Source organism: Sphingomonas sp. UYAg733 (assembly GCF_054057355.1).
Genome location: NZ_JBSRZE010000001.1, coordinates 280,997 through 306,418 on the forward strand (window position 1 = coordinate 280,997; position 25,422 = coordinate 306,418).

Consider the following 25,422-nt stretch of genomic DNA (forward strand, 5'->3'; position numbering starts at 1 on the left):
AATCGAGATTCATGATCAATCTGCACCCCATGATCGACCAGGATTTCGCCTGGCTGCTCGGCGAATCGCCTGTGCGTGCCGATGGGCTGATCCAGTGCGAAGGCAGCATCGGCCCGGCCGAAATGACGGCGATGCTGCGCGACGTCACCAAGGGCGTCGCAACGACCAGCGATCACCCGGTCGCCTGGATGATCGCCGATGGCGACGAGGTTGTGGGCATGATCAGCTTCACCAAGCAATCGACCGATGGCAGGTACGAGATCGGCTACGGCATCGCGCCCACGCATGAGGGGCGCGGCGTAATGACTCGCGCGATCGCCATATTGCTGCCGATGCTGCGTAGCCATGGTCGTTCCAGCTTGACCGCTGAGACCAGCGTGGACAATCCGGGCTCGCAGCGTGTGCTCGACAAGAACGGCTTCGTTCGAACCGGTACGCGCGACGATCCCGAAGACGGTGCGCTCATCACCTGGGCGATCGACCTGACCAGCAATGGAAGACCCGCATGACCGATCCTGATCAGACGACCAGTCTTGACCACATGCAGCGCGACCTGCTCGCCGCGATCGATGCGGCGGGCAGCCTGGAAGGGCTCGAATCGGTGCGCGTCCATGCGCTCGGCAAGCAGGGCGCGGTGACCGGGCTGCTCAAGACATTGGGCGGCATGTCGCCCGGCGAACGGCTGGTGCAGGGGCCGAAGATTCAGGGGTTACGCGAAGCGGTGACCACCGCGATCGCCAACCATAAGGCGATGTTCGAACGGCTCGAGCTTGACGCACGGCTTGCGCGCGAAACGATCGACATGACCTTGCCGGCGGATGCGCTGCCTGCGGGGACGATCCACCCGGTCAGCCAGGTGATGGACGAACTGGCGGAAATCTTCGCCGATCTGGGCTTTGCGGTCGCGACCGGTCCGGAGATCGAGGATGATTGGTATAATTTCAGCGCGCTCAACATTCCCGAGACGCATCCGGCGCGGGCAATGCACGACACCTTCTATTTCCCGGCGCAATCGGAGGGGAGCACTGCCCGCGACGGGCAAAGCCCGTCATCGGACGGCGAGCTTGGCTCGCCGCCGGTCGCGCTAGGTTCCTCGCGGATGCTACTTCGCACCCACACGAGTCCGGTGCAGATCCGCGCGATGCAGGCGGCGGGCGGAAACAAGCCGATCCGCATCATCGCGCCGGGCCGTACCTATCGTTCGGACAGCGACGCGACGCACACGCCGATGTTCCATCAGGTCGAAGGACTGGTGATCGACAAGGGCATCACGCTCGGCCATCTCAAATGGACGCTGGAGACTTTCCTGCGCGCCTTTTTCGAGCGCGACGATGTCGTGCTGCGGCTGCGCCCGAGCTATTTCCCCTTCACCGAGCCTTCTGCCGAGGTCGATGTCGGTTACAGCCTGGTCAATGGCAAACGCGTGATCGGCGGTTCGGATGGATGGATGGAAGTGCTGGGCAGCGGAATGATCCACCGCAAGGTGATCGCCGCCGGCGGCTATGATCCCGACGAATGGCAGGGTTTCGCGTTCGGCTGCGGAATCGACCGGCTGGCGATGCTCAAATACGGTATGGATGATCTGCGCGCCTTTTTCGACGGCGATGCGCGCTGGTTGAAGCATTATGGGTTCTCGGGCCTCGACGTGCCCACGTTGAGCGGGGGAGTGGGGGCATGAAGTTCACGCTGAGCTGGCTGCACGAGCATCTCGATACCGACGCTTCGCTCGATGCGATCGTCGAAGCGTTGACGCGCGTCGGCCTCGAAGTCGAAGGCGTCGAGAATCCGGGCGAGAAGCTCGCCGCGTTCAAGGTTGCCAGGGTGCTGAGCGCCGAGCGTCATCCGCAAGCCGACAAACTCCAAATCCTGTCGGTCGATGCCGGGCCCGATTTCAATAATGGGGCACCGATGCAGGTCGTGTGCGGTGCGCCCAATGCCCGCGCCGGGCTGATCGGCGTGTTCGGCGCGCCCGGTGCCTATGTGCCGGGCAGCGACATGACGCTGAAGGTCGCCGAGATTCGCGGCGTGGTCTCGAACGGCATGATGTGTTCGACGCGTGAGCTTGAATTGGGTGACGATCATGACGGCATCATAGAGCTGCCCGCCGATGCGCCGATCGGTACGCCTTATCCCGATTATGCCGGTCTCAACGATCCGGTGATCGATGTCAGCGTCACGCCCAACAAACAGGATTGCATGGGCGTGCGCGGCATCGCGCGCGACCTTGCGGCTGCGGGCATGGGCACGCTCAAGCCGCTCAAGGTCGATGCGGTGACCGGCGAGGGTGACGGGCCGCTAGTCGGTACGGACGATCCCGAAGGCTGCCCCGCTTTCTTCGGTCAGACCGTGTCGGGCGTGACCAATGGCGCGGCGCCGGCGTGGATGCAGGCGCGGCTGAAGGCGATCGGGCAGAAGCCGATCTCGGCTCTGGTCGACATCACCAATTATGTGATGTTCGATCTCGGCCGACCGCTGCATGTCTATGACCGCACGACGCTGACCGGCAAGCTGGTCGCGCGCCGGGCGCGGGACGGCGAGCAGGTGCTGGCGCTCAACGGCAAGACCTATACGCTCGACGCAACCATGACCGTCATCGCCGATGACACTCAGGTGCACGATATCGGCGGCATCATGGGCGGCGAGCATTCGGGTGCGTCGGATACGACCACTGAAGTGCTGATCGAATGCGCCTATTTCGATCCCCACCATATCGCGCGCACCGGGCAGAAACTTGGCCTGACCAGTGACGCGCGGCAGCGGTTCGAGCGTGGCGTCGATCCGGCGTTCCTCGATGACGGCATCGCCATTGCCGCGCGGCTGATCACCGAGATTTGCGGAGGGACGGCAAGCAAGGTGACCCGTGGCGGGACGCCGCCGGTCGAGGCGCGGACCATCTCCTATGATCCTGCGCGGGCGGAAACGCTTGGCGGCCTTGCAGTCGCGCCGGAGCGCCAAAAAGCGATCCTCGAAAGCCTTGGCTTCACCGTCTCGGCCGACTGGCAGGTTGGCGTGCCGAGCTGGCGCCGTGATGTCGAGGGCTATCCCGACCTGGTCGAGGAAGTAATCCGCATCGAGGGCATTGATAACGTGCCATCGACGCCGCTGGAGCGTCTGCCCGGCGTAGCGAAACCGACTGCGACGCCCGAACAGAAGCTCGAACGCCGCGTCCGCCGCGCCGCCGCCGCGCGTGGCTTCGACGAAGCAGTGACGTGGAGCTTTCTTTCCGAAGCCGAAGCCGCGCCATTCGGCGGGGGTAAGTGGAGCCTCGCCAATCCGATCAGCGAAGACCTGAAGGTGATGCGGCCGACCTTGCTCGCCGGGCTGATGTCGGCCGCCGCGCGTAACCTCAAGCGCGGACAACCGAGTGTGCGCCTGTTCGAGGTTGGGCGTCGCTATCTGGCCGATGCCGAGCGGCCGACGTTGGGCGTGATCCTCGCCGGCAATTCCCGCCCGCGTGGCTGGCGCGGCGGCAAGGCGGCGGGCTTCGATGCGTTCGATGCCAAGGCCGAGGCGCTCGCGCTGCTTGCCGCTGCGGGCGCGCCGGTCGATAATCTGCAGGTGTTCGGAGAGGCTGGCGATGCCTGGCACCCAGGCCAGTCGGGCACGCTGCGGCTCGGGCCGAAGACGGTGCTCGCCGCGTTCGGCATGATCCATCCGCTGGTGCTCAAGGCGTTCGACCTTGACGGCGCGGTCGCCGGAGTGGAGCTGTATCTTGACGCCATCCCACCCAAGCGCGGCGCCAAGGTATCGGGTGGTTTCATGCGTCCGGCCTATGCGCCGCCCGCGCTGCAGGCGGTAACGCGCGACTTCGCTTTCCTGGTGCCCGCCGATCTGGCCGCCGACTCGCTGGTCCGTGCGATCAGGGGAGCGGACAAGGCGGCGATCACCAGCGCGCGGCTGTTCGATGTCTTCACCGGTGCCGGCGTCGAGGAAGGGCGGAAAAGCCTGGCGGTCGAAATCACGCTGCAGCCGAGCGCGAAGAGCTTCACCGACGAAGAACTGAAGGCGATCGCCGACAAGGTCGTCGCGGCGGCGGCCAAGCTTGGGGCCAGTTTGCGAGGGTGATTGCTCCACGTCCGTTCGTGTCGAGCGACGTCGAGACAGTGATAGCTGGAACTGGCTTCTCGACTTCGCTCGACGCGAACGGATAAGGTAGAGCATGACTGAAACTACGCTCGTTCAAATCTCCAGCGACGGCCTTTCCGCCGCGATCGATCCCTATGGCGCGGAGCTGAACTGGCTGCGCGATGCCGCGGGGTGCGACCTGATGACCGATGCCGATCCGGCGTTCTGGACCGGGCACGCGCCGATCCTGTTCCCGATCGTCGGGCGGGTGAGCGATGACGTGATCCGCGTCGATGGCGTCGAGTATCCGATGCCGAAACATGGCTTTGCGCGCCGGTCGACCTTCGCGGTGGTGCGGCAAGAGGCAGCGCGCGCGACGTTCCGGCTGGTCGACAGCAGCGAGACGCAGGACAATTATCCGTTCCATTTCCTGCTCGAAATCGACTTTGCGATCGTCGATGCCACGCTGACCATGACCGCGCGCATCGGCAATACCGGCGAGGTCGCGATGCCGGCCAGTTTCGGGTGGCATCCAGCCTTTGCCTGGCCGCTGCCTTATGGCGTGGATCGCGCCGACCACCGCATCCTGTTCCAACAGGACGAGCCGGGGCGGCTGAAGCAGGTCACCGAAGCGGGCTTCATCGCTGCAGGGGAGCGGGAATCGCCGGTCGAGGGGAATAAGCTCGCCTTGCGCGATGCGCTGTTCGAGCATGATGCGCTGGTGTGGGATCCGATCGAGTCACAACGTCTGACCTATGGCGGCGCGAGCGGGCCTACGCTCGATATCGAATTTCCCGATACGCCGAAGCTCGGCGTCTGGACCAAGCCGGGAGCCCATTATGTCTGTGTCGAGCCGTGGCACGGCATTGCCGATCCCGAAGGCTATGACGGCGATTTCTATGCCAAGCCCGGCATATTCGAGCTCGCGCCCGGCGCAGAGCGGCATATCGTGCTGCGCGTGACGCTGGTGCCCTGAGCCATCGTCTCTCGACTTCACGAGGGGCGACCGGGTAGGGGGTCGCGATGACGACCAGTTCCGACCATATTTCCGATCCCATTTCCGACCGGCGCACCTTTGCGATCATTTCGCATCCCGACGCCGGCAAGACCACCCTGACCGAGAAATTGCTTTATTTCGGCGGTGCGATCCATCTCGCCGGCGAAGTGAAGGCGCGCGGACAGAACCGGCGCGCGCGCTCCGACTGGATGAAGATCGAGCAGCAGCGCGGCATTTCGGTCACGTCGTCGGTGATGACGTTCGAGAAGGACGGGCTGACCTTCAACCTGCTCGATACGCCGGGGCATGAAGACTTTTCCGAGGATACTTATCGCACGCTGACCGCGGTCGATTCCGCGGTGATGGTGATCGATGCCGCGCGCGGCATCGAGGCGCAGACGCGCAAATTGTTCGAAGTGTGCCGATTGCGCTCGGTGCCGATCATCACCTTCGTCAACAAGGTCGATCGCGAGGGACGGCCGCCGTTCGAGTTGCTCGACGAGATCGCCGATGTGCTGGCACTCGACGTCACGCCAATGAGCTGGCCGGTCGGCATGGGCAGCGATTTCGAAGGTGTGTACGACCTGCACGGCAACACGCTGAGCCAGCCCGAGGGGCCATCGCGCGAGTTCATGGGCAAGGCCATTCCCTTTACCGGGTTCGACGACCCCGCACTGGCGCAGACCATTTCCGCAAGCGGTCTCGCGACGCTGCGCGACGAGGCGGAGTTGGCGATGGGCGGCTATGCCGGCTTCGATGTCGAGGCGTATCGTGCAGGTGACCTGACGCCGGTCTATTTCGGCTCCGCGCTGAAGGATTTCGGTGTGGCGGAACTGATCGCCGCGCTCGGCAAGCACGCACCGGGCCCGCGCCCGCAACCAGCCGAGCCAGCCCCCGTTTTGCCGAACCGCGCCGATGTCACCGGGTTCATCTTCAAGGTCCAGGCCAATATGGACCCCAACCATCGCGACCGGATCGCGTTTATGCGGCTCTGTTCGGGGACGTTCAAACGCGGGATGAAGCTGACCCCGACCGGGCATGGCAAGCCGATCGCGATCCATTCGCCGATCCTGTTCTTCGCGCAGAACCGCGAGCTCGCCGATGAGGCTTTCCCCGGCGACATCATCGGCATCCCTAATCACGGCACGTTACGCGTCGGCGATACGCTGTCGGAGCGGGCCGATGTGCGCTTCACCGGGCTGCCCAATTTCGCGCCGGAAATCCTGCGCCGTGTCGCGCTGAAGGATCCGACCAAGACCAAGCAGCTGCGCAAGGCGCTCGACGACATGGCGGAGGAAGGGGTTACGCAGGTCTTCTATCCCGAGATCGGCTCCAACTGGATCGTCGGCGTGGTCGGCCAACTCCAGCTCGAGGTGCTGCTCAGTCGGCTCGAGGCGGAATACAAGGTCGATGCGGGGCTGGAAATGGCGCCATTCGACACCGCGCGCTGGATCTCTGCGGTGGATCCCGCCGATCTCAAGGCGTTCATGGACCTCAATCGCAACGCCATGGCCAAGGACCGCGATGGCAACCCGGTCTATCTCGCCAAGACGGCGTGGGACGTGGGTTACGTGTCCGACCGCTATCCCAAGGTGAAGTTCGCCGCGACGCGCGAGCGGTGATTCAAGCCGCCGGTTCGTCCACCCAATCGCGCCGCAGCGGCTTGATCGCGAGGAAGGCGAGCAACGTTGCGACGAAGTAGAAGCAGACCACGATGATCGCCGAATAACGCAGCGCCTCATTACCGAATTGCGGCGTCATGTAATCGGACATTCGGCCCATCAGCCATGATCCGACGCCCAGGCCGATCAAATTGTTGATGAACAGGAAGCTGGCCGACGCGGTCGCGCGCATATGCGCCGGCACGAGATGCTGGACGGCGGTGACCAGCGGCCCGAGCCACAATATATTGAGCGCGTTGGGAATCAGGAAGAACGCCCAGGCGACCACCGGTGACGGCGAAAGAAAGCCGGCGATGAACAGCGGCGCGGTGATCAGCCAGGCGAAGGCGGGAAGCTTGGCGTAGAAACCGCGATCGGTCTTGCCCAGCCGATCGGCCAGCACGCCGCCGAGGAACACACCAGCCACCCCGCCGATGAGCAGCAGCGAGCCGAAATAATAGGAGGTGGTGGCGAGGTCGAAGTGGAAACTGCGGATCAACACCGATGGTACCCAGAACGCGAGGCCATAACCGGCCATCGAGCTCATCGAGGCGGCAAAAGCCATCAGCCAGAAGCTTGGTTTTTTCGCGAGGACCGCGAACACGGCGGAAATCGGGGCGGCACCCTTGGGCGCGGCGGGGCGTGGCGGCTCCTTCACGACAAGGCGGAAGATCGGCGCGATGATGATTCCGGCGAGGCCGACGAGCAGGAATGCCGCACGCCAGTCGACATGGTTGGCGATATACGCGCCGAGCAAGGTCCCCGCTGCAAGCCCGATCGGAACGCCGAGCGAATAGATCGCCAGCGCGCGAGCGCGGCGTTCCGGCGGGAAATAGTCCGCGATCAGCGCATAGGATGGCGCCACGCCGCCCGCCTCGCCGACACCGACGCCGAGGCGGAACGCGAACAACTGCCAAAAGCCCGTGGCGATGCCGCACAGCGCGGTGAAGCCGCTCCACACCGTCAGCGAGGCCGTGATCACCCAGCTGCGGCTGGTGCGGTCGGCAAGCAGAGCGAGCGGGATGGCGAGCGTCGAATACAGCATCGCGAAGGCGATCCCGCCCAACGCGCCGAGTTGCGTGTCGGTCAGGCCGAGATCGGCCTTGATCGGCTGGACCAGAATGCCGAGAATCTGCCGGTCGAGGAAATTGAAGATATAGACGAGCAGCAGCATCGCCAGCACGACGGATGGGTAACGCGACTTGGTTGCCGGTGTCTTCGTCGCCATCGCGCCACTCCCCGATAGAAAGAACCGGACACTCGTACCGTGTCGAGCGCCCGGTTCCATCCCCCTCTTAAAAGAAACGCCGGATCAGAATTTCGCGGTGAAGGTCGCAAAAACCTGGCGCGGATTGCCGTAAAAGGCTGTGACGGTGCCTTCGCGGCCGAGCGAGGGGACGACATTGCCCGTACCGGTGCGCACCGGTGTACCGTCGATGCCGGTGGTCAGGAACTGATAGCCCGAGGTGATATAGCGCTCGTTGGTCAGGTTCTTGCCGTGCACGCCGATCGAGTATTTGTCGTCGCCGAAGCTGTAGACGATGCTCGCGTCGAGCAGGCCGTAGCCGGGCTGATCGAGGAACGGGCTGCGCGTCTCGAATTGATGCGTTTCGCTGCGATAGGAATAGGTCGTCGAGGCGCTGAGTTCGCCGCCGGCAATCGGCAGCACCGCGCCGAGCGTCGCCGATCCGGTGAAGTCCGGCGTATTCTGGATGACGCGGACATTCGAGATGTCGGCGCCGGTCGTGCCGATGAAGCGATCATATTTGCCGTCGATATAGCCCAGCGTACCAGCGAGCGTGATCGCCGAGCCGGCGCCCGCGAAATCGCGCGACAGGACCGCCATGGTCTCCAGTTCGATGCCCTTGAGTGTCGCCTTGGCGGCGTTGGTGGTCACGCCGACAAAGCTTTCGAAGATGCCGTCATTATTGGCATCGACGCCGATCGAGCCGGGAATCTGGACGTCCTTATACTGCGAATAGAAACCGTCGAGCGCAAAGGTCAGGCGGCGGTCGAATGCCGAACCCTTGATTCCGACTTCATAGGTGTTGACGGTTTCGGGGTCGAACGAGAGGAAATCGTAAATCTCCTGATAGCTGCGCACGCCGTCGCGGTTGGTGTCGGGAGCGACGTTGCCACCGCCGCGCGGATCGAAGCCGCCGCCCTTGAACCCCTGCGAGAAGGATCCGTAAACGAGCAGGTTTTCCATCGGCTTGAAGCTGAGCGACGCACGCGGGGTGAAGCGCTTATAGGTCGCTTCGCCGCGGAAATCGGTCTGGGTCGACAATATCACCGCGGTGCCGCCGAACTGCGGCGAGGCGCCACCCGCCTTGGTCTGTTTGAGCACACGCGACTTGCGCTGGTCGTTGGTGTAGCGGCCACCGAGCGTCAGGCTGACCCAGTCGGTGAAGTCATAGGTGAAGTCGCCATAGAAGGAGATCGTCTCGGTCCGGACATTGCCCGCAGTATACGCGTTGAGGCCGGGAATGCCGATAAGCGGCCCCGTCGTGCCCAATATCACATCGAATGCGGTCGAGGCTTCGGCGCCGAGATAATAGGCGCCGACAATGCCGTTGAGCTTGTCGCTGGTATAGAGCAGCTGGAATTCCTGGCTGGTCTGGTTGTTGCGGTAAACTGCGGGCACATCGACATCGGCCGAGGGCAGCGAATCGAAATCGATCGGCGCGTTCGAGCGGTCCTCGCGATACGCGCTGATGCTGCGCAGCGTTACATTGTCGGTGAGTTCGGCGGTGATCGCCATCGACCCGCCGCCGGCCTGGACGTCCTGGCGCGGCTGATTGAGGCCGGCGCGGGTGTCGTACACATTGCTCAGTACCGGCGCGCCGGTCAGCAGGCCGGTGATCAACCGGTGGCCGTTGCGCGCGTTCGACTTGTCATGGGTGAAATCGCCGGTCAGCCGCACAAAGAGCCTTTTGTCGGGCGATTGGAACTCGATCGTGCCGCGCGCCGCGTACACGTCCTTATTGTAATTCTCGATGCCGAGATTGAGATTGTCGCCAAAGCCGCCGCGCGATAGTCGCGCGATCGATCCGCCGATCTTGAGCATGTCGCCGATCGGTACGCTCGCCGACAGAATGCCGTCGGCTTGCTGATACGAACCGTAGGAGCCCTTCACCTTGACCGAGAAATCGTCAGGCAGGCGCTTGGTGACATATTTGATCGCGCCGCCGATCGTGTTGCGGCCATAGAGCGTGCCCTGCGGCCCGCGCAGCACTTCGATCCGATCGACGTCATAGATGTCGAGTACCGACGCCTGCGGACGGTTGAGATAGACATCGTCGAGATAGATGCCGACACCGGCTTCGAAGCCGGGCACCGGATCCTGTTGGCCGACGCCGCGGATGAAGGCGGTCAGCGTCGAATTGGTGCCACGTGAATTTTCGAACGTGGTGTTGGGCGTCACGTTCGACAGGTCGGTGATGTCGATCGCACCAGATTTTTCGAGCGCCTCGCCGGTAAAGGCGGTGATCGCGACCGGCACGTCGAGCAGCCGCTCTTCGCGGCGCCGCGCGGTTACCACGATATCGCCATCACTATAGTCTTTAACCTGTGGCTCGTCGGCGGCAGGCGCGTCCTGAGCGAAAGCGGGCGCAATGGATAATGGGGCGATAAGCGCGGCGATCGCGACGCCAGCGTTGAGTAGCGTGCGTGCGGCGTAAAGGCGTGACATGATGTTCTTCCCCTCCTAATGGCGCCGCGCTGTCGCGTCCCGGTTCGTCCCGGGTTGTGCACCGATCCGGGAGGCTATACTGAAACCTGAACCAGGTTTCAACTTGGACTTGCGGGGGAGAGAAATAATGCCGGTCGAGCGTGGCGAAAGAGCAACGCCTGCACAGGTCGAAGGCCATGATCGCGCGGTCAGCGCGGCGGGCGAAGGCAAGGCGCCGCGCACCGAGCGCGGTCGCAAGACAATGCGCGCGATCCTCGACGCGGCGGCGCTGGAATTCGGCGAACGCGGTTTTCACGAAGCGTCGGTCAGCGGTATCACGCGCCGCGCGGGTGTCGCGCTGGGCAGTTTCTACACCTATTTCGATACGAAGGACGCGGTGTTCCGGGCGCTGGTGCGCGACATGTCGGATCAGGTCCGTGACCATGTCGCGCCACTGATTCGCGCCGCACCGGACCAGATTGCCGCCGAGCGCGCCGGGCTGCTGCACTTCATCGAATTCGTGCGTGGCCACAAGGAATTGTACCGGATCATCGACGAGGCCGAATTCGTCGATCCGGAAAGCTTCCGTCTGCATTATGCGACCACCGCCGATCGAATCGCCCGCCGGCTCCAGGCGGCGGCAATGCGTGGCGAAGTGCGTGGCGACGTATCCGAGGTCCATGCGTGGGCAGTGATGGGGATGAACGTGTTTCTCGGGCTGCGCTACGGCGTGTGGGAAGAGGATGTCTCGCCCGAGGCGGTGGCCGATGTGATCGCCGATATGCTCGCCACAGGCCTCGCGCCGCGCTCGGGGATTTTGCCCTGAGCTTGTCGAAGGGCATGCGCAACGCTTGGGCTTCGGCAAACTCAGGGCGAATGATGGTTGGGCGGTTTTCGATTAGTTCGAGAACGCTCTAACGATCAGGGCAGATCTTCGCGCAGCGCCCGTGCCAGGCGATCGCGGACCGCTTTCACCTGATCGAGATTGGCGCTGCCTCCCGGAGTGTCCTCGCCTTCACCACCGGATCGCTTGCGCTCCGTCGACAGCATCTGCTGGACGCCGCGAATCGTATAGCCTTGTTGGTCGAGCAATGCGTTGATCCGCAGCACGAGTGCGACGTCGTCGGGGCGGTAGTAGCGGCGGCGCCCGGCGCGCTGCAACGGGCGCAATTGCGGAAAGCGCGTTTCCCAATAACGCAGGATATGCTGTGGAATGCCCGTTTCGCGGGACAGTTCACCAATCGTCCGGAACGCGCCCGCCGCCTTTTCGGAGACGACCGCCATGATACGATCAGCTACCGCTGACGATACGGTCGCGCATCATCTGACTTGCGCGGAAAGTGAGTACGCGGCGCGGCGCGATCGGCACTTCGACCCCGGTCTTGGGATTGCGCCCGACGCGCTCGCCCTTGTCGCGCAGCACGAAGGTTCCGAAGCCCGAAATCTTGACGTTTTCGCCCTTGGAGAGCGATTCGCACATATGACCGAGAATCTGTTCGACCAGCTTGGACGAGTCGGCGCGCGACAGCCCCACCTGATGATGCAGTGATTCGGCCAGATCGGCCCTTGTCAGCGTACCGGCAGGCGCCATGCGACTTCCCTTCCCCCATAGCGTGGCAGAAAGTCTGCCTAACACAATGATCGGACAGACGGAAAGGGGCTTGTGACGCTAGCGTCACAAACAGGCAAGTGTTTGTTACGTATGGGCCTGGATTCCGACCCTAGAGTCGGACGACCGCAGCACCCCAGGTGAAACCGCCGCCCATCGCCTCGAGCACGATCAACTGGCCGGGTTTGATCCGCCCGTCGCGCACCGCCGTGTCGAGCGCGAGTGGCACCGAGGCGGCGGAGGTGTTGGCGTGCCGATCGACCGTGACCACGACCTTTTCTGGAGCCAGGCCGAGCTTGCGTGCAGTGGCGTCGAGGATACGGGCATTGGCCTGATGCGGCACGACCCAGTCGACTTCGTCCGAGGTCAAGCCGGCGGCGGCGAGCGTTTCGCCCATCACCGTGGCTAGATTGACCACCGCATGGCGGAATACCTCACGGCCTTTCATGCGGACCTTGCCAACCGTGCCGGTGGTCGAGGGACCGCCATCGACATAAAGGAGTTCGTTGTGGCGGCCATCGGCGTGGAGCTTGGTGGCGAGGATGCCGCGTTCGCCGGTTCCCTCCTCACCCTCGAGCACGATCGCGCCGGCGCCGTCGCCGAACAGGACACAGGTCGTGCGGTCCTCCCAGTCCAGGATACGGCTGAACGTCTCGGCACCGATGACCAGCGCGCGATTGTGCGCGCCGGCGCGAATCATGCTGTCGGCGACCTGCAGTGCGTAAAGGAACCCCGAACAGACCGCGGCGACGTCGAACGCCACGCAATCGTCGATGCCGAGCATCGCCTGGACCTTGGTCGCACTCGCCGGAAAGGTCTGGTCGGGCGTGGCGGTGGCCAGCACGATCAGATCGATATCCTGTGCCGAGCGGCCCGCCGCACCCAGCGCGGCGCGGCACGCATCGGCCGCGAGCGTCGCCGTGGTCTCGTCGGGGCCGGCGATATGGCGAAAACGGATGCCGGTGCGCTCGACGATCCATTCGTCGGTGGTGTCGACCGTCTCGGCCAGTTCGGCGTTCGAAACGCGACGGGTGGGCAGGGCCGATCCGGTGCCGGTGATGACGCTGCGGATCATGCTGCTTTGGCCTCGAAATTGCCGAGATCCTCGGCGATGCGGCGGGTCAGGTCGTCGCGCACCATCTTGGCGGCTGCAGCGATCGCCGTCGCCACGCCGACCTCGTTGGCGCCGCCATGGCTTTTCACGACCAAGCCGTTGAGCCCGAGAAACACCGCGCCATTGTGATTGTTGGGATCGAGATGATGGCGCAGCAGCTCGGTCGCCGGTTTGGAGATCAGGAAACCGATCTTGGAGCGAATCGAGCTGCGGAAAGCACGCTTGAGCAGGTCGGCGACAAAGCGCGCGGTGCCCTCGGCGGTCTTGAGCGCGATATTACCCGAAAAACCGTCGCACACGATCACATCGACATCGCCGTGCGACAGTTGGTCTCCTTCGACGAAACCTGAAAAGGTCATCGGCAGGTGAGTCGCGGCCTTGAGGTCGCGCGCGGCGTCACGAATCTCGTCGGTGCCCTTCTGATCCTCGCTGCCGATATTGAGCAGTGCGACGCGCGGGGACGCGAGGTCGAGCGTGGTGCGCGCATAGGCGGCGCCCATCACCGCGAATTGTACGAGATTGCGGGCGTCGCATTCGGTATTGGCGCCGAGGTCGAGCACGACCACGTCGTTGTCGCCGAGCGTTGGCAGCAAGGCGGCGAGCGCAGGGCGGTCGATGCCGGGGATCATGCGCAGCGACACCTTCGCCATGGCCATCAGCGCGCCGGTATTGCCCGACGACACCGCAGCGGCGGCGCGGCCCTGTTTGACCATGTCGATCGCAATTCCCATGGATGTCTTCTTGGCGCGGCGCAGCGCCTGGCCGGGCTTTTCGCTCGACCCGACGACTTCTGGCGCATGGACGATCTCGGAATGCGCGGTCAGGTTCGGGTGACTGAGCAACCCATCACGGATCGCGGTCTCGTCACCGACAAGGATGAACTGCATCTCGGGAAAGAGCCGACGCGCACGCGCGACGCCGGCCAGCATCACTGCCAGCCCCTTGTCGCCGCCCATCGCATCGACGGCGATCCGGGAGCTGTTCGACACGTCGCTTGCCCCCTTCCGAAGTGAAGCCGTGGTCAGCCTTCGACCGAAACGATCTCGCGGCCATTATAATGGCCACACGAACCGCACAGATTGTGCGGACGCTTAAGCTCGCCGCAATTCGGGCATTCCTGATATGATTCGATCGGCAGCGAATCATGCGAACGGCGCATGCCGCGCTTCGACGGCGTGGTTTTTCTCTTGGGGACGGCCATTTCGGCGAAACCTTTGTCTGGATCAAACTGCGATAAGCCCGTCACAGGCACCGCGCAACCGACGGATAAGGTCGACCGCAGGTGGCACCGGCGGCCGGACACGTCGCGAAGCGTTGCGCCTATAGCGATTCCGCACGGCGTTGCAAGCTTGTGCGCGGACTGGCAGGGTCAGCCCTCATATGATCAGGGGGAGATTGTCGATGGGAATGGTGATGCTGCCGGTCACTTTGGTGACCGCGGGTGGGGCTGCGCTGATCGCGCTATGGCTGGCGATTCGCGTTGGTCAGGTGCGCACCACGGCCAAGGTCAGCATCGGCGATGGCGGCGACGAGCGGCTGATCTGCCGTATGCGCGCCCAGGCCAATTTCGTCGAATATGCACCCTTCATCGTCATCCTGATCGGCCTGCTGGAATTCACCGCAGGCACAGCGACCTGGCTATGGGTCGCCAGCACGTTGTTCCTGCTCGCTCGCGTCGCCCACCCGCTTGGCATGGACGGGTTGAAATATGCACGGATGGCCGGCACGTTGGTGACATTCCTGCTGTTGCTCGGCCTGGGTGGTTACGCCATCGCGCTGCCGCTGATCGCAATGGAGCATGCCCCCGCCAACGATCCGGTCGAAGTGGTCGCTCCGGCCGGTTGAAGCGGAGGAGCGGATTTTCCTCGCCGGGCTCGCGCCGCGGCGCCGGCAGCAAACGTCTTATTCGGCGAGCGCGGAATCGCTGACGAACGGGTTGTAGGCGCGCTCATGGGCAAAATTGCTCATCGGACCGTGCCCGGGGATGAAGGCGGTGTCGTCGCCCAGCGGCCATAATTTGGTGGCGATGGATTTGAGCAGATCGGCATGATTGCTGCGCGGGAAATCGGTGCGGCCGACCGATCCCTGGAACAAAACGTCGCCGACCAAAGCGAGTTTCGATTCGGGGTGATGGAAGATGACGTGGCCCGGCGTGTGGCCGGGCGTTTCATAGACGTGGAAGGTCAGCTCCCCGACGATAACCGTGTCGCCCTCGGCCAGCCAGCGGTCGGGAACGAACGCCTTGCCGCCCATGATGCCGTATTTCGCGCCGTCCTCGGCCAGCGTTTCGAGCAGGAACAGGTCGTCGCGGTGCGGTCCCTCGATCGGGATGCCGAGCTCCTCGGCGAGCGGCTTGGCCTCGCCGCAATGGTCGAAATGGCCATGGGTCAGGATGATCTTCTCGACCGTCACGCCGTGCTGAGTCGCTGCCGCCTTGAGCTTAGGCAGATCTCCGCCCGGATCCACGAACGCGCCCTTCATCGTGGCGGTGCACCACAGCAAGGTGCAATTCTGCTGTAATGGTGTGACGGGAATGATCGCGGCACGCATTGGTGGATTGGCCATGGCCCCGAAATGGTCGCGCCTTTGCGGCCAGTCAATCTTGAGTGGTCGATCTTTGGCAACGTAACGCGGTTTTTGCCGAGAAGCTGGCACGCGATTGACCGATCCGGTCGCGCCGGCGGCGATCGGCGGGACGGACTGGCACCCACACTGGCACATCGCCCCGTTTTCGCTCTACAGGGCGGCGACTATGCCGATCGACGTCCCCTTTGTCCTGCTCGATGACGCTCGTGACGGCGGTGCGCCGGCGCGGCTCTATCGCGCACCGGTGCGGGTCATCGAGACGTATGAGACGGCTATGGTGTTGCCCGCCCTGGCCGATCTGCGCGGCGCGCGCGATGACGGACTCCATGCGGCGGGTTTCCTGTCCTATGAGGCAGGCGCCGCATTTGAGCCGGTACTCGGTGAGCTCGGCAATATGACGCCGTTGCTCTGGTTTGGGCTTTTTGAGGGATATGAGGAGATTGCGCCGGGCGATGTGCCCGCTTTGTTGCCAGATCCGGCGGGTGCCTGGGTCGGGTTGCCGGTGCCGGGGATCGATCGCGCGACCTATGATGGGCAACTCGCCCAGGTCCTCGACCTGATCGCGGCTGGCGACATTTATCAGGCGAACCTCACCTATCGCTCGCGCGTTCCCTATGCGGGCGATCCGCTCGCGCTTTACGCGCAACTGCGCGGGCGTGCCCGGGCGGGCTATGGCGCGGTCGTCAATACCGGGACGGACATGCTGTTGTCGCTGTCACCCGAATTGTTCTTCGCCGCCGAACAGGGCAAGCTGACATGCCGGCCGATGAAGGGCACGGCGCGACGGGGCGTCACGCCGGAGGATGACCGCGCACTGGCAGAGAGGCTCGCCGCGGACGCCAAGCAGCGCGCCGAGAATCTGATGATCGTCGATCTGATGCGCAACGATCTGTCGCGCGTCGCGCGGCCCGGCAGCGTCGCGGTGCCGCAATTGTTCCATGTCGAAAATTATCCGACCGTTCATCAGCTGGTCTCTACCGTCACCGCCGACCTGGCCGAGGGCAGGGACGCGATCGAGGTGCTGGGCGCGTTGTTCCCGTGCGGTTCGATTACCGGCGCCCCCAAAATCCGCGCGATGCAGGCGATTACCGAGATCGAGCATGACAGGCGCGGAGCCTATACGGGATCGATCGGACGGTTCGACCCGAATGGCGATGCGATGTTCAATGTCGCCATTCGAACCTTGTTGATTCAAGGAGATGGTGGCTACGCCATGTTCGGCGCGGGCGGCGGTATCGTCGCCGATTCGCGCGCTGACGAGGAATGGGACGAGAGCCTGGCCAAAGGAGCCTTCCTGACCGCGGGCCAACGCGATTTCGATCTGATCGAGACGATGGCGTTCGATCCGGAGATTGGCCTGCAACGGCTCGAGGGGCATCTCGCGCGGATGAAGGCGAGTGCCGAACGATTCGGCTTCACCTTCGATCGCCATGCCACGCGCAACGAACTCCAGGCCGCGACCTTCCGCCTGCGGAGCGCGCGCCGGGTGCGGCTGTTGCTGGCGAAGAGCGGTGCGATCGCGATCGAGGTGTCGCCGATGCCGGAGCCGAGGACGGACCCGATGCAGGTGGCGATCGTACCGCTGCCCGTCGCGCCGGAGGATTTTCGACTGTGCCATAAGACCAGTGACCGCGGTTTCTACGATGCGGCGCGCCGTCGTGCCGGACAGGATGAGGTGCTGTTCACCGATCCCGCCGGTTTCCTGACCGAGGGCAGCTTCACCTCGATCTTTGTCGAGCGCGACGGCGTGCTGGTTACGCCCCCGCTGTCGCGCGGACTATTGCCCGGTGTGCTGCGCGCCGACCTGATCGCCAGCGGCCGTGCGGTGGAGGGAGAATTAAGTCCTGCCGACCTCGCCGGCGGTTTCCTGCTCGGCAATGCATTGCGTGGATTGATTCCGGCGATTGTTGCGGTTGCGAAAGCGAACAATCGCGGGCTATAGCCCCGCCGCTCGCCCAAGAGCCGCTCCCACGAGAGGTGTTCGTTCCCATGCAGCCATCCGCCGCGCTCGCCCGTATCAAGCCCTCGCCAACGCTCGCGATCACGTCGCGCGTGCAGGAGCTGCAGCGCGAAGGCGTCGATGTGATCGGTCTTGGCGCCGGCGAGCCCGATTTCGACACGCCGGAGTTCATCAAGGAAGCCGGGATCAAGGCGATCCGCGAGGGCAAAACCAAATACACCAATGTCGACGGCACGCCCGAGCTGAAGGACGCGGTGATCTTCAAGTTCAAGCGCGACAACGGCCTGACCTATGCGCGCGATCAGATCACCATAAACGCCGGCGGCAAGCACACCTTGTTCAATGCGATGGTCGCGACGATCGACGCCGGCGACGAGGTGGTCATTCCGGCACCCTATTGGGTCAGCTATCCCGATGTCGTGCTGTTTGCGGGCGGCACGCCGGTGTTCGTCGAGGCGGGGTCGCAGCAAAACTACAAGCTGACCCCGGAGCAGCTCGAGGCGGCGATCACGCCACGCACCAAATGGGTCATCCTCAATTCGCCGTCCAACCCGACCGGCGCCGCCTATTCGCGCACCGAACTGAAGGCGCTGGGCGAGGTGCTCGAACGGCATCCGCATGTGTGGATCTTCGCCGACGATATGTATGAGCATATCATCTATGACGGCTTTGAATTCACCACGATCGCCGAGGTTTGTCCTTCGCTCTACGATCGTACGCTGACTGCTAACGGTTGTTCGAAGGCCTATGCGATGACCGGCTGGCGGATCGGGTTCGCCGGCGGCGCGCCCTGGCTGATCAAGGCAATAGCCAAACTGCAGTCGCAATCGACCTCGAACCCGTGTTCGATCGCGCAGGCCGCATCGGTTGCGGCGCTGACCGGCGATCAGGCATTCCTCAAGGACAATGCCGCCAAGTTCCAGTCGCGCCGCGACCTGGTCGTGTCGATGCTCAACCAGGCCAATGGCATCACTTGCCCGCGGCCGGAGGGCGCATTCTATGTCTATCCCGAATTCTCCGCGCTGATCGGCAAGTCCACGCCCAAGGGCAAGCTAATCGATACCGATGAGGCATTCGTCGCTTATCTGCTCGACGATGCGAAGGTCGCGGCGGTGCAGGGCGCGGCGTTCGGCCTCTCGCCGGCGATGCGTATTTCTTATGCGACGTCGGAGGATTTGCTTCGCGAAGCCTGCGAACGCATCCAAACGGCTTGCGCAGCCGTACGGTAATCGAATTGCGGCTCCGTCTTCCCCAGACGAACATGGGATGAACGGAACGGCCAGCGGGCGTTAACGCTGGGTTTCGTAATTCCGCATTGCAGAGGGTCGGGCCACTCCCGATCTTCGCATTTCCGACGGCCCGTTCCTGACGGGTTTGTCATCAGGGTTTTTTGCCTGCGCGGTGCGACGACAGGCCCAAGAGGTGAGATCATGCGTAGCATCCTGAAGTCAGGGTTTCTGTGGCAGTTCATCGGCGGCTTCGCGTTGGGCGCGGTCGGCGTTTTCAGCTTCCAGCCAGCCAATATCGAAACCCCCGCGAATCCGATCGCGAGCTCGATCACGACGGGCGCGCACGCCTCGCGCTAAGCCGCGAGCGGTACGCCGTCGCGTTCCTGAAATGCTGCCCGGTGTAACCTTATCGCCGACCGCTTCGTATATGACTTTAACGGCGCGCTTCTTGGCGCCCTCTACGAGGCGGATGTCATGAACAGACTCACCATCGCAGCCGCGCTTGCCGCCACGCTCAGCGCGTGTGGCATCGCCAATGCCGAACGCGCCGTGCCGATCCCGGCAGCGGCACAGGATTTACCCCGGGCCAATGGATTGCAGACCGCAGTACTGGCCGGGGGCTGTTTCTGGGGCATGGAGGCGGTGTTCGAACATGTGAAGGGCGTACGCAACGTGACTGCGGGCTATGCCGGCGGGACTGCGGCGACCGCGACCTATGATCAGGTATCGACCGAGACGACTCGTCATGCCGAGGCGGTCAAGATCGTCTACGATCCCGCACAGATCAGCTACGCCACGCTTTTGCGGGTGTATTTCTCGATCGCGCACAACCCGACCGAGCTCAATCGACAGGGGCCGGACACCGGAATAAGTTATCGCTCGGCGATCTTCCCGCAGAGCGTCGCGCAGAAATCGGTCGCCGCCGCTTATATTGCGCAGCTCGGTCGCGCCAAGGTGTTCTCCAAGCCGGTGGTGACGAAGCTGGAGAGCGGGGGTTTCTTCCCGGCCGAAGCCTATCACCAGAATTTTTTCGACCGTAACCCGACTCACCCGTACATCGTCAACATCGACAAGCCAAAGCTCGCGGCGTTCAAGGCGGGGTTCCCGTCGCTCGCGCGCTAGAGCACCGGGCGGTCAATCCGATTCATGTCGCGCCGAGCTGATCGCTTGGAGCAAAGCCACATCGGAAACTCGCTGGAATGACATCTGGCGCGCCAAAGCCCGATCGACTTCGGGACCGCCGCGTGTCCCATATCTCCTTAAGTCGTGGCACCGGCCTGCGCCGAGTATCTTATATCAAGCATCTGATATATAAGGAACTATACCGCTTGGTTGAGAGGCGGCGGCCTGAGAAACGGGACATTACCGGTGTCCCATATCTCTCGCCGCTCCATCCTCCCGATTCTGTCCCTCGCAGCGATTCAAGCATTGCACAGGATATGGTCGGGCATTCTGCCTGACCGATGCAGGCTCGCTCTTTCTTATTGTCGGAACGAGGATCGCTACGCGTCCAAAACCCCGTGCATGCATCTGACATGATGTTCCATGCTCTGAGGAATGGCCGAACGATGTAAGAGGTCCTTCGTCCAGGACCTGTCCTGCACCAGTATCAGGCCGCCAACGGGAAGCGCAGCATTCGGTTATCCACCGGCAGCATTGCCTCGGCACCGTGGCCGATCGCGCGGACTATTTCCGGATGATCGGCGTCGAGGCCCCCGGTCAGTGAGCCGAAAGCCGGCAGGATCAGCTTGGTCGCGGTCGCGACGAAGCAGCGGCGCGACACATGGCGACCGCGTACGGTGACGCGGAACTTCGGGTGGAAATGACCGGACAGCTCGGGCCGCGCTTCGTTTCGCTCGGCTTCATGGCGCAGCACGAGCCCGTCGATCACCGCTTCATCGATCACCTCACCGCCACAACGATCGATCAGCGCCACATCGTGATTGCCGGTGATCCAGGTCCAGCGCCGTGTCGCGGTCAGCGTGCGCAACATCGCCGACGCGTCGGCCGGCAACCGGTCGCATCCGGCCGAATCGTGAAAACTATCGCCAAGGCACCAGATTTCCGCCGCTTGCGTGCTTTCCGCCACTGCGGTTAGCGCGCTCAGCGTGGCGATCGAGTCATAGGGCGGGAGCATCTGGCCGCGCGCGGCGAACCAGCTCGCTTTCTCGAAATGCAGGTCGGCGACGAGCAAGGCACGCCGCGCCGGCCAGAACAATGCGCCCTGCGCGAGCGCAAACATGTCATGGCCAGCGAACGAAAAGGGAACCATGTCATTGCTATGACGCGACACGGCTCCATGTTCAACGGGTTGCGCGAAAATCGCTTGCGCTGCGATGCAACAAGCGTAGAGCGCGCCGTCCCAACGACAGGCCAATGACGTAATGTCTTCCGGTAAAGACGCATCCGGGCATTCCTCTATGTCCAGGTCCGACATTTCTAGACCGGCGACCGTCGCGCTCGCGATCGGCGCGATCGGTGTGGTTTTCGGCGATATCGGCACGAGTCCACTCTATGCGTTCCGCGAAGCGCTCGGGCAGACCGCGCGCGACGGCGTCGAGGCGAGTGAGATTCTCGGCGTGCTCAGCCTTGCCCTGTGGTCGCTGATCCTCGTCGTCACGATCAAATATGTGCTGTTCCTGACTCGCGCCGATAATCAGGGCGAGGGCGGAGTGCTCGCGCTGACCGCGCTGGCGCGGCGTGCGCTTGGCAAAAGATCGCTGATCGCGCTCGTGCTTGGCGCGGCCGGTGCGTCGCTTTTCTACGGCGACGCGATCATCACGCCCGCGCTGTCGGTGCTGTCGGCGGTCGAGGGATTGCGCACATTGCCCGGTATCGGCCCGATGATCGACGAACGGCGCATCCTGATCCTGACCATCATCATCCTCGTCGCGCTGTTCGTGATCCAGTCGCGCGGTACGGCGCGCGTCTCCAAACTGTTCGGGCCGGTGTGCATTATCTGGTTCCTGGCGATCGGCGGGCTCGGCCTGTGGCATATCGCCGACGAGCCTTCGATCCTGCGCGTCGCATCGCCACATTATGGCGCTTTCTTCCTCGCCAATCACGGGGTGACCGGCCTGTTCGTTCTCGGCGCGGTATTTCTGACCGTTACCGGCGCCGAGGCGCTGACCGCCGATATGGGTCATTTCGGTCGCCTGCCGATTCAGCTCGGCTGGTTCGCGCTGGTGTTCCCGGCGCTGACGCTCAACTATCTTGGCCAAGGCGCGTTCGCGCTAAATGCGCTCGAGGCGGCACAGGCGGCCGGCACACCTTTCCACAATCAGGACTGGTTCTTTCTGATGGCGCCCGATCAATTTCGTCCCTGGCTGGTCGGCCTGTCGATGGTGGCGACGGTGATCGCCAGCCAGGCGGTGATCACCGGCGCCTATTCGCTGACTCAGCAAGCAATCCAGCTCGGCCTTTTGCCCCGGCTGCGCGTGCGCCAGACCTCGGCGCGGCATTCGGGACAGATCTATCTTCCCTCGATCAACTGGCTGTTGCTCGCCGGCGTGCTGGTGCTGGTCACCCAGTTCCGCAGCTCATCGGCGATGGCCGCCGCGTACGGCATCGCGGTGACCGGCACGATGGTCGTCACCACCTGCCTTGCCTATATCGTCGTGCGGCACCACTGGAACTGGTCACGCAGCGTTGCGATCGTCGTCGTCACGCCGTTTCTCGCGCTCGACCTGGTCTTCTTCGGCGCGAATATATTGCGCGTGATCGAGGGCGGTTGGGTGCCGCTGGTGGTCGCTGCAATGATCGCGCTGCTGATCTATACCTGGGTGCGTGGTCGCGGCATCGTGCGCATGTTCGAACAGCGCCAGAGCGTGCCGCTCGCCGATCTCGCGGCGGCGCTGTCGCGCCGCCCACCGGAGCGGGTCGAGGGCACCGCGATCTTCCTCACCGCCAATCCGAGCAGCGCGCCGGGCGCACTGCTCCACAATCTGAAGCACAACAAGGTGCTGCACGAGCGCAATCTGGTGGTCAGCATCCGCACCGCCGACCGCCCTCACGTACCCGATGAGGAGCGCGTGGCGACGACCGAGGTCGATGCGAATTTCGCGACCGTCATCCTTACCTATGGCTTTATGGATTCGCCCGACGTGCCGAACGACCTTGGCTTTGCGCCATCGGGCCTGCGCATGCCGATGAACCCGGCCAAGACGAGCTATTTCATTGGCCGCAACACGATCAAACCCGCCGCGAAACAGGGTATGCCGCTATGGCAGGACCGCATCTTCATGTTCTTGCAGCGCAATGCCAGCGACCCGACCGACTTTTTCAAAATCCCGCCGGGCAAGGTGCTGGAGCTGGGCGAGCAAGTCACCGTTTAGAACTTGGAGTCTTTTGAATTGGGTCGATTTGGCTGACACCATCCAACACCGGAAAACGCTAAATCTGCTTGAAAACCCAATACCGGTTGAGCGCAAAGCTCGCGAACGGCGTAACGAACAGCATTGCCGGGACCGGCCACCAGACTGGCCCATGCAGCACACCAGTCGCCAGCCACACCCACACAGAATTGAGCGCAAACGCGACGCCCGATACCAGCACGAAGCGCAGGATCGTCACATCGCCATGCCGCGCATCGCCCCGGAAGCTCCAGCGGCTATGCACCGCATAACCCGCCGCAACACCCGCGCCATGGCTGACCATATTGGCGATCAGCGGCTCGACCTGGAGCAGCATCGCATAAACAAGGTAAACAGCGATCGAGAAGGCGGTAACGCCCAGCCCAGCGATGACGAATCGGACGAGCTGGCCGAACGCCGGATGATCCAGCACGGCCCGCATGCGGGTCAGCGTCCGAGCGCGACCGAACCGGCGTAATCGACCGCGTCGAGCAAGGCGCGGGGCGTCTTGGGGATCGCGCGCAACGCTAGCACGGTGCCGGCATAAAGCGCATAGACGGCGAGAAACGGCAGCATGACTGCGGCGCACAACGGCAGGACTATCGCACCGACGACGCGGCGAGCGGTAGTCGAGGCGGGCGCTTTCGCGGCGACGATCGGGGCCATATACATGATGCGTATCGTTCCGAGACCAAAATGCGACCCAATTGGTTAACGGATCGTCACGATCGGCACAGCGGGCCCCTCGCCAAGGCCGTTGAAATTTTATAACAAGGTCTGGAATCGATTCCGCGCGTTACTCCAGACCATTGTTGCGGTTGGGGTACGCCGACAGAAGTGGAGAGAACATGGCAGGCGACAGTCCGCGCGCCAATTTGAAGCCGTTATCGCTGTACGTACCGGAGCCCAAGTTCCGCCCCGGCGATACGGTCGACTTCACCGAGGTGACGATCCCGGCCGCCGGCTCGGTCTGCCGCCCCGACATCGCCGACCCCGCCGACAGTTTTATCGACCTGGCTTACGATCTGGTCCGCGTGCTCGACCATGAGAATCAGGCGGTCGGCCCGTGGAACCCGCGATTGTCGCCGGACACGCTGCGCGCGATGCTACGCTCCATGGCCCTGGTCCGCGCATTCGACGAGCGCATGTTCCGTGCCCAGCGCCAGGGCAAGACCAGCTTCTACATGAAGTGCACCGGGGAAGAGGCCGTCGCGGTGTCCGCCGCCTTCGCGCTCGATTATGAGGATATGTGCTTCCCTTCCTACCGTCAGCAGGGGTTGTTGATTGCGCGCGGCTGGTCGCTGGTCGACATGATGAACCAGATCTATTCGAACCGGGGCGACCGGCTGCAGGGCAAGCAGCTGCCGATCATGTATTCGGTCAAGGAAGCTGGTTTCTTCTCGATCTCGGGCAATCTCGCGACGCAATATCCGCAAGCCGTGGGCTGGGCGATGGCCTCCGCTGCGAAGGGCGACACGCGAATCGCGGCGACATGGTGCGGCGAGGGGTCGACCGCGGAGGGCGATTTCCATTCCGCCTGCACTTTCGCCAGCGTCTACCGCGCGCCGGTGATCTTCAATGTGGTCAACAACCAATGGGCGATCTCGAGCTTTTCGGGTTTTGCCGGCGCCGAATCGACCACCTTCGCGGCGCGTGCGGTGGGTTATGGCATCGCCGGCCTGCGCGTCGATGGTAACGACGCACTGGCGGTCTATGCCGCGACCGCCTGGGCGGCCGAACGCGCCCGAACCAATCATGGCCCGACCCTGATCGAGCATTTCACCTATCGTGCGGAAGGTCATTCGACCTCCGACGATCCGGGTCAGTACCGCTCCGAAGGCGAGCCGACCGCATGGCCGCTCGGCGATCCGGTCAAACGCCTCAAGGATCATTTGATCGCGATCGGCGAATGGGACGAGGAACGCCACGTCGCGCAGGACAAGGAGCTCGCCGAGCAGGTCAAGGCGTCGCAGAAGGAAGCCGAGCAGAACGGCATTCTCGGTCATGGTCTGCACCAGCCGCTCGACACATTGTTCGACGGCGTGTTCGAGGAGATGCCCTGGCACCTACGCGAGCAACAGGCGCAGATGCTTGCCGAAGAAACCGCCTCGGGCCGGCCTTGGGCACGCAAGAAATGAGCGAGACGATGGAAACCGCAACCCCGGTTGACGCACCTGAA

General features: G+C 63.5%; 24 protein-coding genes. 13 read left to right on the forward strand and 11 right to left on the reverse strand.

Features of this window, described 5'->3' with window-relative positions:
* Positions 1–11: 11 nt before the first annotated feature.
* The 5 genes from ACVWZA_RS01505 (at position 12) to ACVWZA_RS01525 (ending at position 6,684) form a co-directional block, all read left to right on the forward strand.
* Positions 12–509 carry a GNAT family N-acetyltransferase gene (locus ACVWZA_RS01505; protein ID WP_457309384.1) on the forward strand — a complete coding sequence of 166 codons (498 nt, stop codon included), beginning with the start codon at positions 12–14 and terminating at the stop codon, positions 507–509.
* A gap of 32 nt (positions 510–541) precedes the next feature.
* Positions 542–1,678, forward strand: a complete 1,137-nt coding sequence (gene pheS / locus ACVWZA_RS01510; RefSeq protein WP_457310040.1) for a phenylalanine--tRNA ligase subunit alpha — start codon at positions 542–544, stop codon at positions 1,676–1,678.
* Entirely contained in the window at positions 1,675–4,065 is a 2,391-nt protein-coding gene (pheT, locus tag ACVWZA_RS01515; protein ID WP_457309385.1) for a phenylalanine--tRNA ligase subunit beta, read from the forward strand. Before pheS ends, pheT begins: the two co-directional genes overlap by 4 nt.
* Before the next feature lie 94 nt (positions 4,066–4,159).
* A complete protein-coding gene (locus ACVWZA_RS01520) occupies positions 4,160–5,041 on the forward strand; it encodes an aldose 1-epimerase family protein (RefSeq protein ID WP_457309386.1) in 882 nt (293 codons plus the stop codon).
* 47 nt (positions 5,042–5,088) lie between these two features.
* Positions 5,089–6,684, forward strand: coding sequence for a peptide chain release factor 3 (locus ACVWZA_RS01525; protein ID WP_457309387.1), 1,596 nt, complete (start codon positions 5,089–5,091; stop codon positions 6,682–6,684).
* A gap of 1 nt (position 6,685) precedes the next feature.
* Here ACVWZA_RS01525 and ACVWZA_RS01530 read toward each other — a convergent pair whose 3' ends face one another.
* Positions 6,686–7,951, reverse strand: coding sequence for a spinster family MFS transporter (locus ACVWZA_RS01530; protein ID WP_457309388.1), 1,266 nt, complete (start codon positions 7,949–7,951; stop codon positions 6,686–6,688).
* Between the two features lie 84 nt (positions 7,952–8,035).
* A complete protein-coding gene (locus tag ACVWZA_RS01535) occupies positions 8,036–10,414 on the reverse strand; it encodes a TonB-dependent receptor (protein ID WP_457309389.1) in 2,379 nt (792 codons plus the stop codon).
* Positions 10,415–10,541: 127 nt separating this feature from the next.
* Between ACVWZA_RS01535 and ACVWZA_RS01540 the strand changes: the two genes are divergently transcribed.
* Complete coding sequence (locus ACVWZA_RS01540) at positions 10,542–11,219, forward strand: TetR/AcrR family transcriptional regulator (RefSeq protein ID WP_457309390.1); 678 nt, start codon at positions 10,542–10,544, stop codon at positions 11,217–11,219.
* 95 nt (positions 11,220–11,314) lie between these two features.
* Here the strand turns inward: ACVWZA_RS01540 and ACVWZA_RS01545 are convergent, their stop codons facing one another.
* The 5 genes from ACVWZA_RS01545 to rpmF form a co-directional block, all read right to left on the reverse strand.
* On the reverse strand, positions 11,315–11,677 hold the full coding sequence (locus ACVWZA_RS01545; protein WP_457309391.1) for a MerR family transcriptional regulator: 363 nt from the start codon (positions 11,675–11,677) through the stop codon (positions 11,315–11,317).
* A gap of 7 nt (positions 11,678–11,684) precedes the next feature.
* On the reverse strand, positions 11,685–11,984 hold the full coding sequence (locus ACVWZA_RS01550; RefSeq protein ID WP_457309392.1) for an integration host factor subunit alpha: 300 nt from the start codon (positions 11,982–11,984) through the stop codon (positions 11,685–11,687).
* 130 nt (positions 11,985–12,114) lie between these two features.
* Positions 12,115–13,077, reverse strand: a complete 963-nt coding sequence (locus tag ACVWZA_RS01555) for a beta-ketoacyl-ACP synthase III (RefSeq protein ID WP_457309393.1) — start codon at positions 13,075–13,077, stop codon at positions 12,115–12,117.
* Complete coding sequence (plsX, locus tag ACVWZA_RS01560; protein WP_457309394.1) at positions 13,074–14,105, reverse strand: phosphate acyltransferase PlsX; 1,032 nt, start codon at positions 14,103–14,105, stop codon at positions 13,074–13,076. Before plsX ends, ACVWZA_RS01555 begins: the two co-directional genes overlap by 4 nt.
* A gap of 32 nt (positions 14,106–14,137) precedes the next feature.
* Positions 14,138–14,317 (reverse strand): 50S ribosomal protein L32, encoded by a 180-nt coding sequence (rpmF, locus tag ACVWZA_RS01565; RefSeq protein ID WP_034157833.1) that lies wholly within the window; start codon positions 14,315–14,317, stop codon positions 14,138–14,140.
* A 206-nt stretch (positions 14,318–14,523) separates the two neighbouring features.
* Here rpmF and ACVWZA_RS01570 point away from each other — a divergent pair, with 206 nt between their 5' ends.
* Positions 14,524–14,961 carry an MAPEG family protein gene (locus ACVWZA_RS01570; protein ID WP_457310041.1) on the forward strand — a complete coding sequence of 146 codons (438 nt, stop codon included), beginning with the start codon at positions 14,524–14,526 and terminating at the stop codon, positions 14,959–14,961.
* A 57-nt stretch (positions 14,962–15,018) separates the two neighbouring features.
* On the opposite strand, the gene ACVWZA_RS01575 is transcribed toward ACVWZA_RS01570, so the two are convergent.
* Complete coding sequence (locus tag ACVWZA_RS01575; RefSeq protein ID WP_457309395.1) at positions 15,019–15,681, reverse strand: MBL fold metallo-hydrolase; 663 nt, start codon at positions 15,679–15,681, stop codon at positions 15,019–15,021.
* Positions 15,682–15,868: 187 nt separating this feature from the next.
* On the opposite strand from ACVWZA_RS01575, the gene pabB reads away from it, so the two are divergent.
* From pabB to msrA, 4 genes are all read left to right on the forward strand, one after another.
* Positions 15,869–17,644: an aminodeoxychorismate synthase component I gene (pabB, locus tag ACVWZA_RS01580; RefSeq protein WP_457310042.1), complete on the forward strand. Its 1,776-nt coding sequence runs from the start codon at positions 15,869–15,871 to the stop codon at positions 17,642–17,644.
* Positions 17,645–17,691: 47 nt separating this feature from the next.
* Positions 17,692–18,891, forward strand: a complete 1,200-nt coding sequence (locus ACVWZA_RS01585; RefSeq protein ID WP_457309396.1) for a pyridoxal phosphate-dependent aminotransferase — start codon at positions 17,692–17,694, stop codon at positions 18,889–18,891.
* 201 nt (positions 18,892–19,092) lie between these two features.
* Positions 19,093–19,248 carry a hypothetical protein gene (locus tag ACVWZA_RS01590; protein WP_457309397.1) on the forward strand — a complete coding sequence of 52 codons (156 nt, stop codon included), beginning with the start codon at positions 19,093–19,095 and terminating at the stop codon, positions 19,246–19,248.
* A 117-nt stretch (positions 19,249–19,365) separates the two neighbouring features.
* Positions 19,366–20,013 (forward strand): peptide-methionine (S)-S-oxide reductase MsrA, encoded by a 648-nt coding sequence (msrA, locus tag ACVWZA_RS01595; RefSeq protein ID WP_457309398.1) that lies wholly within the window; start codon positions 19,366–19,368, stop codon positions 20,011–20,013.
* A 487-nt stretch (positions 20,014–20,500) separates the two neighbouring features.
* On the opposite strand, the gene pdeM is transcribed toward msrA, so the two are convergent.
* On the reverse strand, positions 20,501–21,163 hold the full coding sequence (gene pdeM, locus ACVWZA_RS01600) for a ligase-associated DNA damage response endonuclease PdeM (protein WP_457309399.1): 663 nt from the start codon (positions 21,161–21,163) through the stop codon (positions 20,501–20,503).
* A gap of 148 nt (positions 21,164–21,311) precedes the next feature.
* On the opposite strand from pdeM, the gene ACVWZA_RS01605 reads away from it, so the two are divergent.
* Positions 21,312–23,225, forward strand: a complete 1,914-nt coding sequence (locus ACVWZA_RS01605) for a potassium transporter Kup (protein ID WP_457309400.1) — start codon at positions 21,312–21,314, stop codon at positions 23,223–23,225.
* A 58-nt stretch (positions 23,226–23,283) separates the two neighbouring features.
* On the opposite strand, the gene ACVWZA_RS01610 is transcribed toward ACVWZA_RS01605, so the two are convergent.
* Together ACVWZA_RS01610 and ACVWZA_RS01615 are read right to left on the reverse strand one after the other, a co-directional pair.
* Positions 23,284–23,685, reverse strand: a complete 402-nt coding sequence (locus ACVWZA_RS01610) for a GtrA family protein (RefSeq protein WP_457309401.1) — start codon at positions 23,683–23,685, stop codon at positions 23,284–23,286.
* Between the two features lie 5 nt (positions 23,686–23,690).
* Positions 23,691–23,915 (reverse strand): hypothetical protein, encoded by a 225-nt coding sequence (locus tag ACVWZA_RS01615; RefSeq protein WP_457309402.1) that lies wholly within the window; start codon positions 23,913–23,915, stop codon positions 23,691–23,693.
* A gap of 176 nt (positions 23,916–24,091) precedes the next feature.
* Between ACVWZA_RS01615 and ACVWZA_RS01620 the strand changes: the two genes are divergently transcribed.
* Positions 24,092–25,381, forward strand: a complete 1,290-nt coding sequence (locus tag ACVWZA_RS01620; RefSeq protein ID WP_457309403.1) for a thiamine pyrophosphate-dependent enzyme — start codon at positions 24,092–24,094, stop codon at positions 25,379–25,381.
* Positions 25,382–25,422 lie beyond the last annotated feature (41 nt).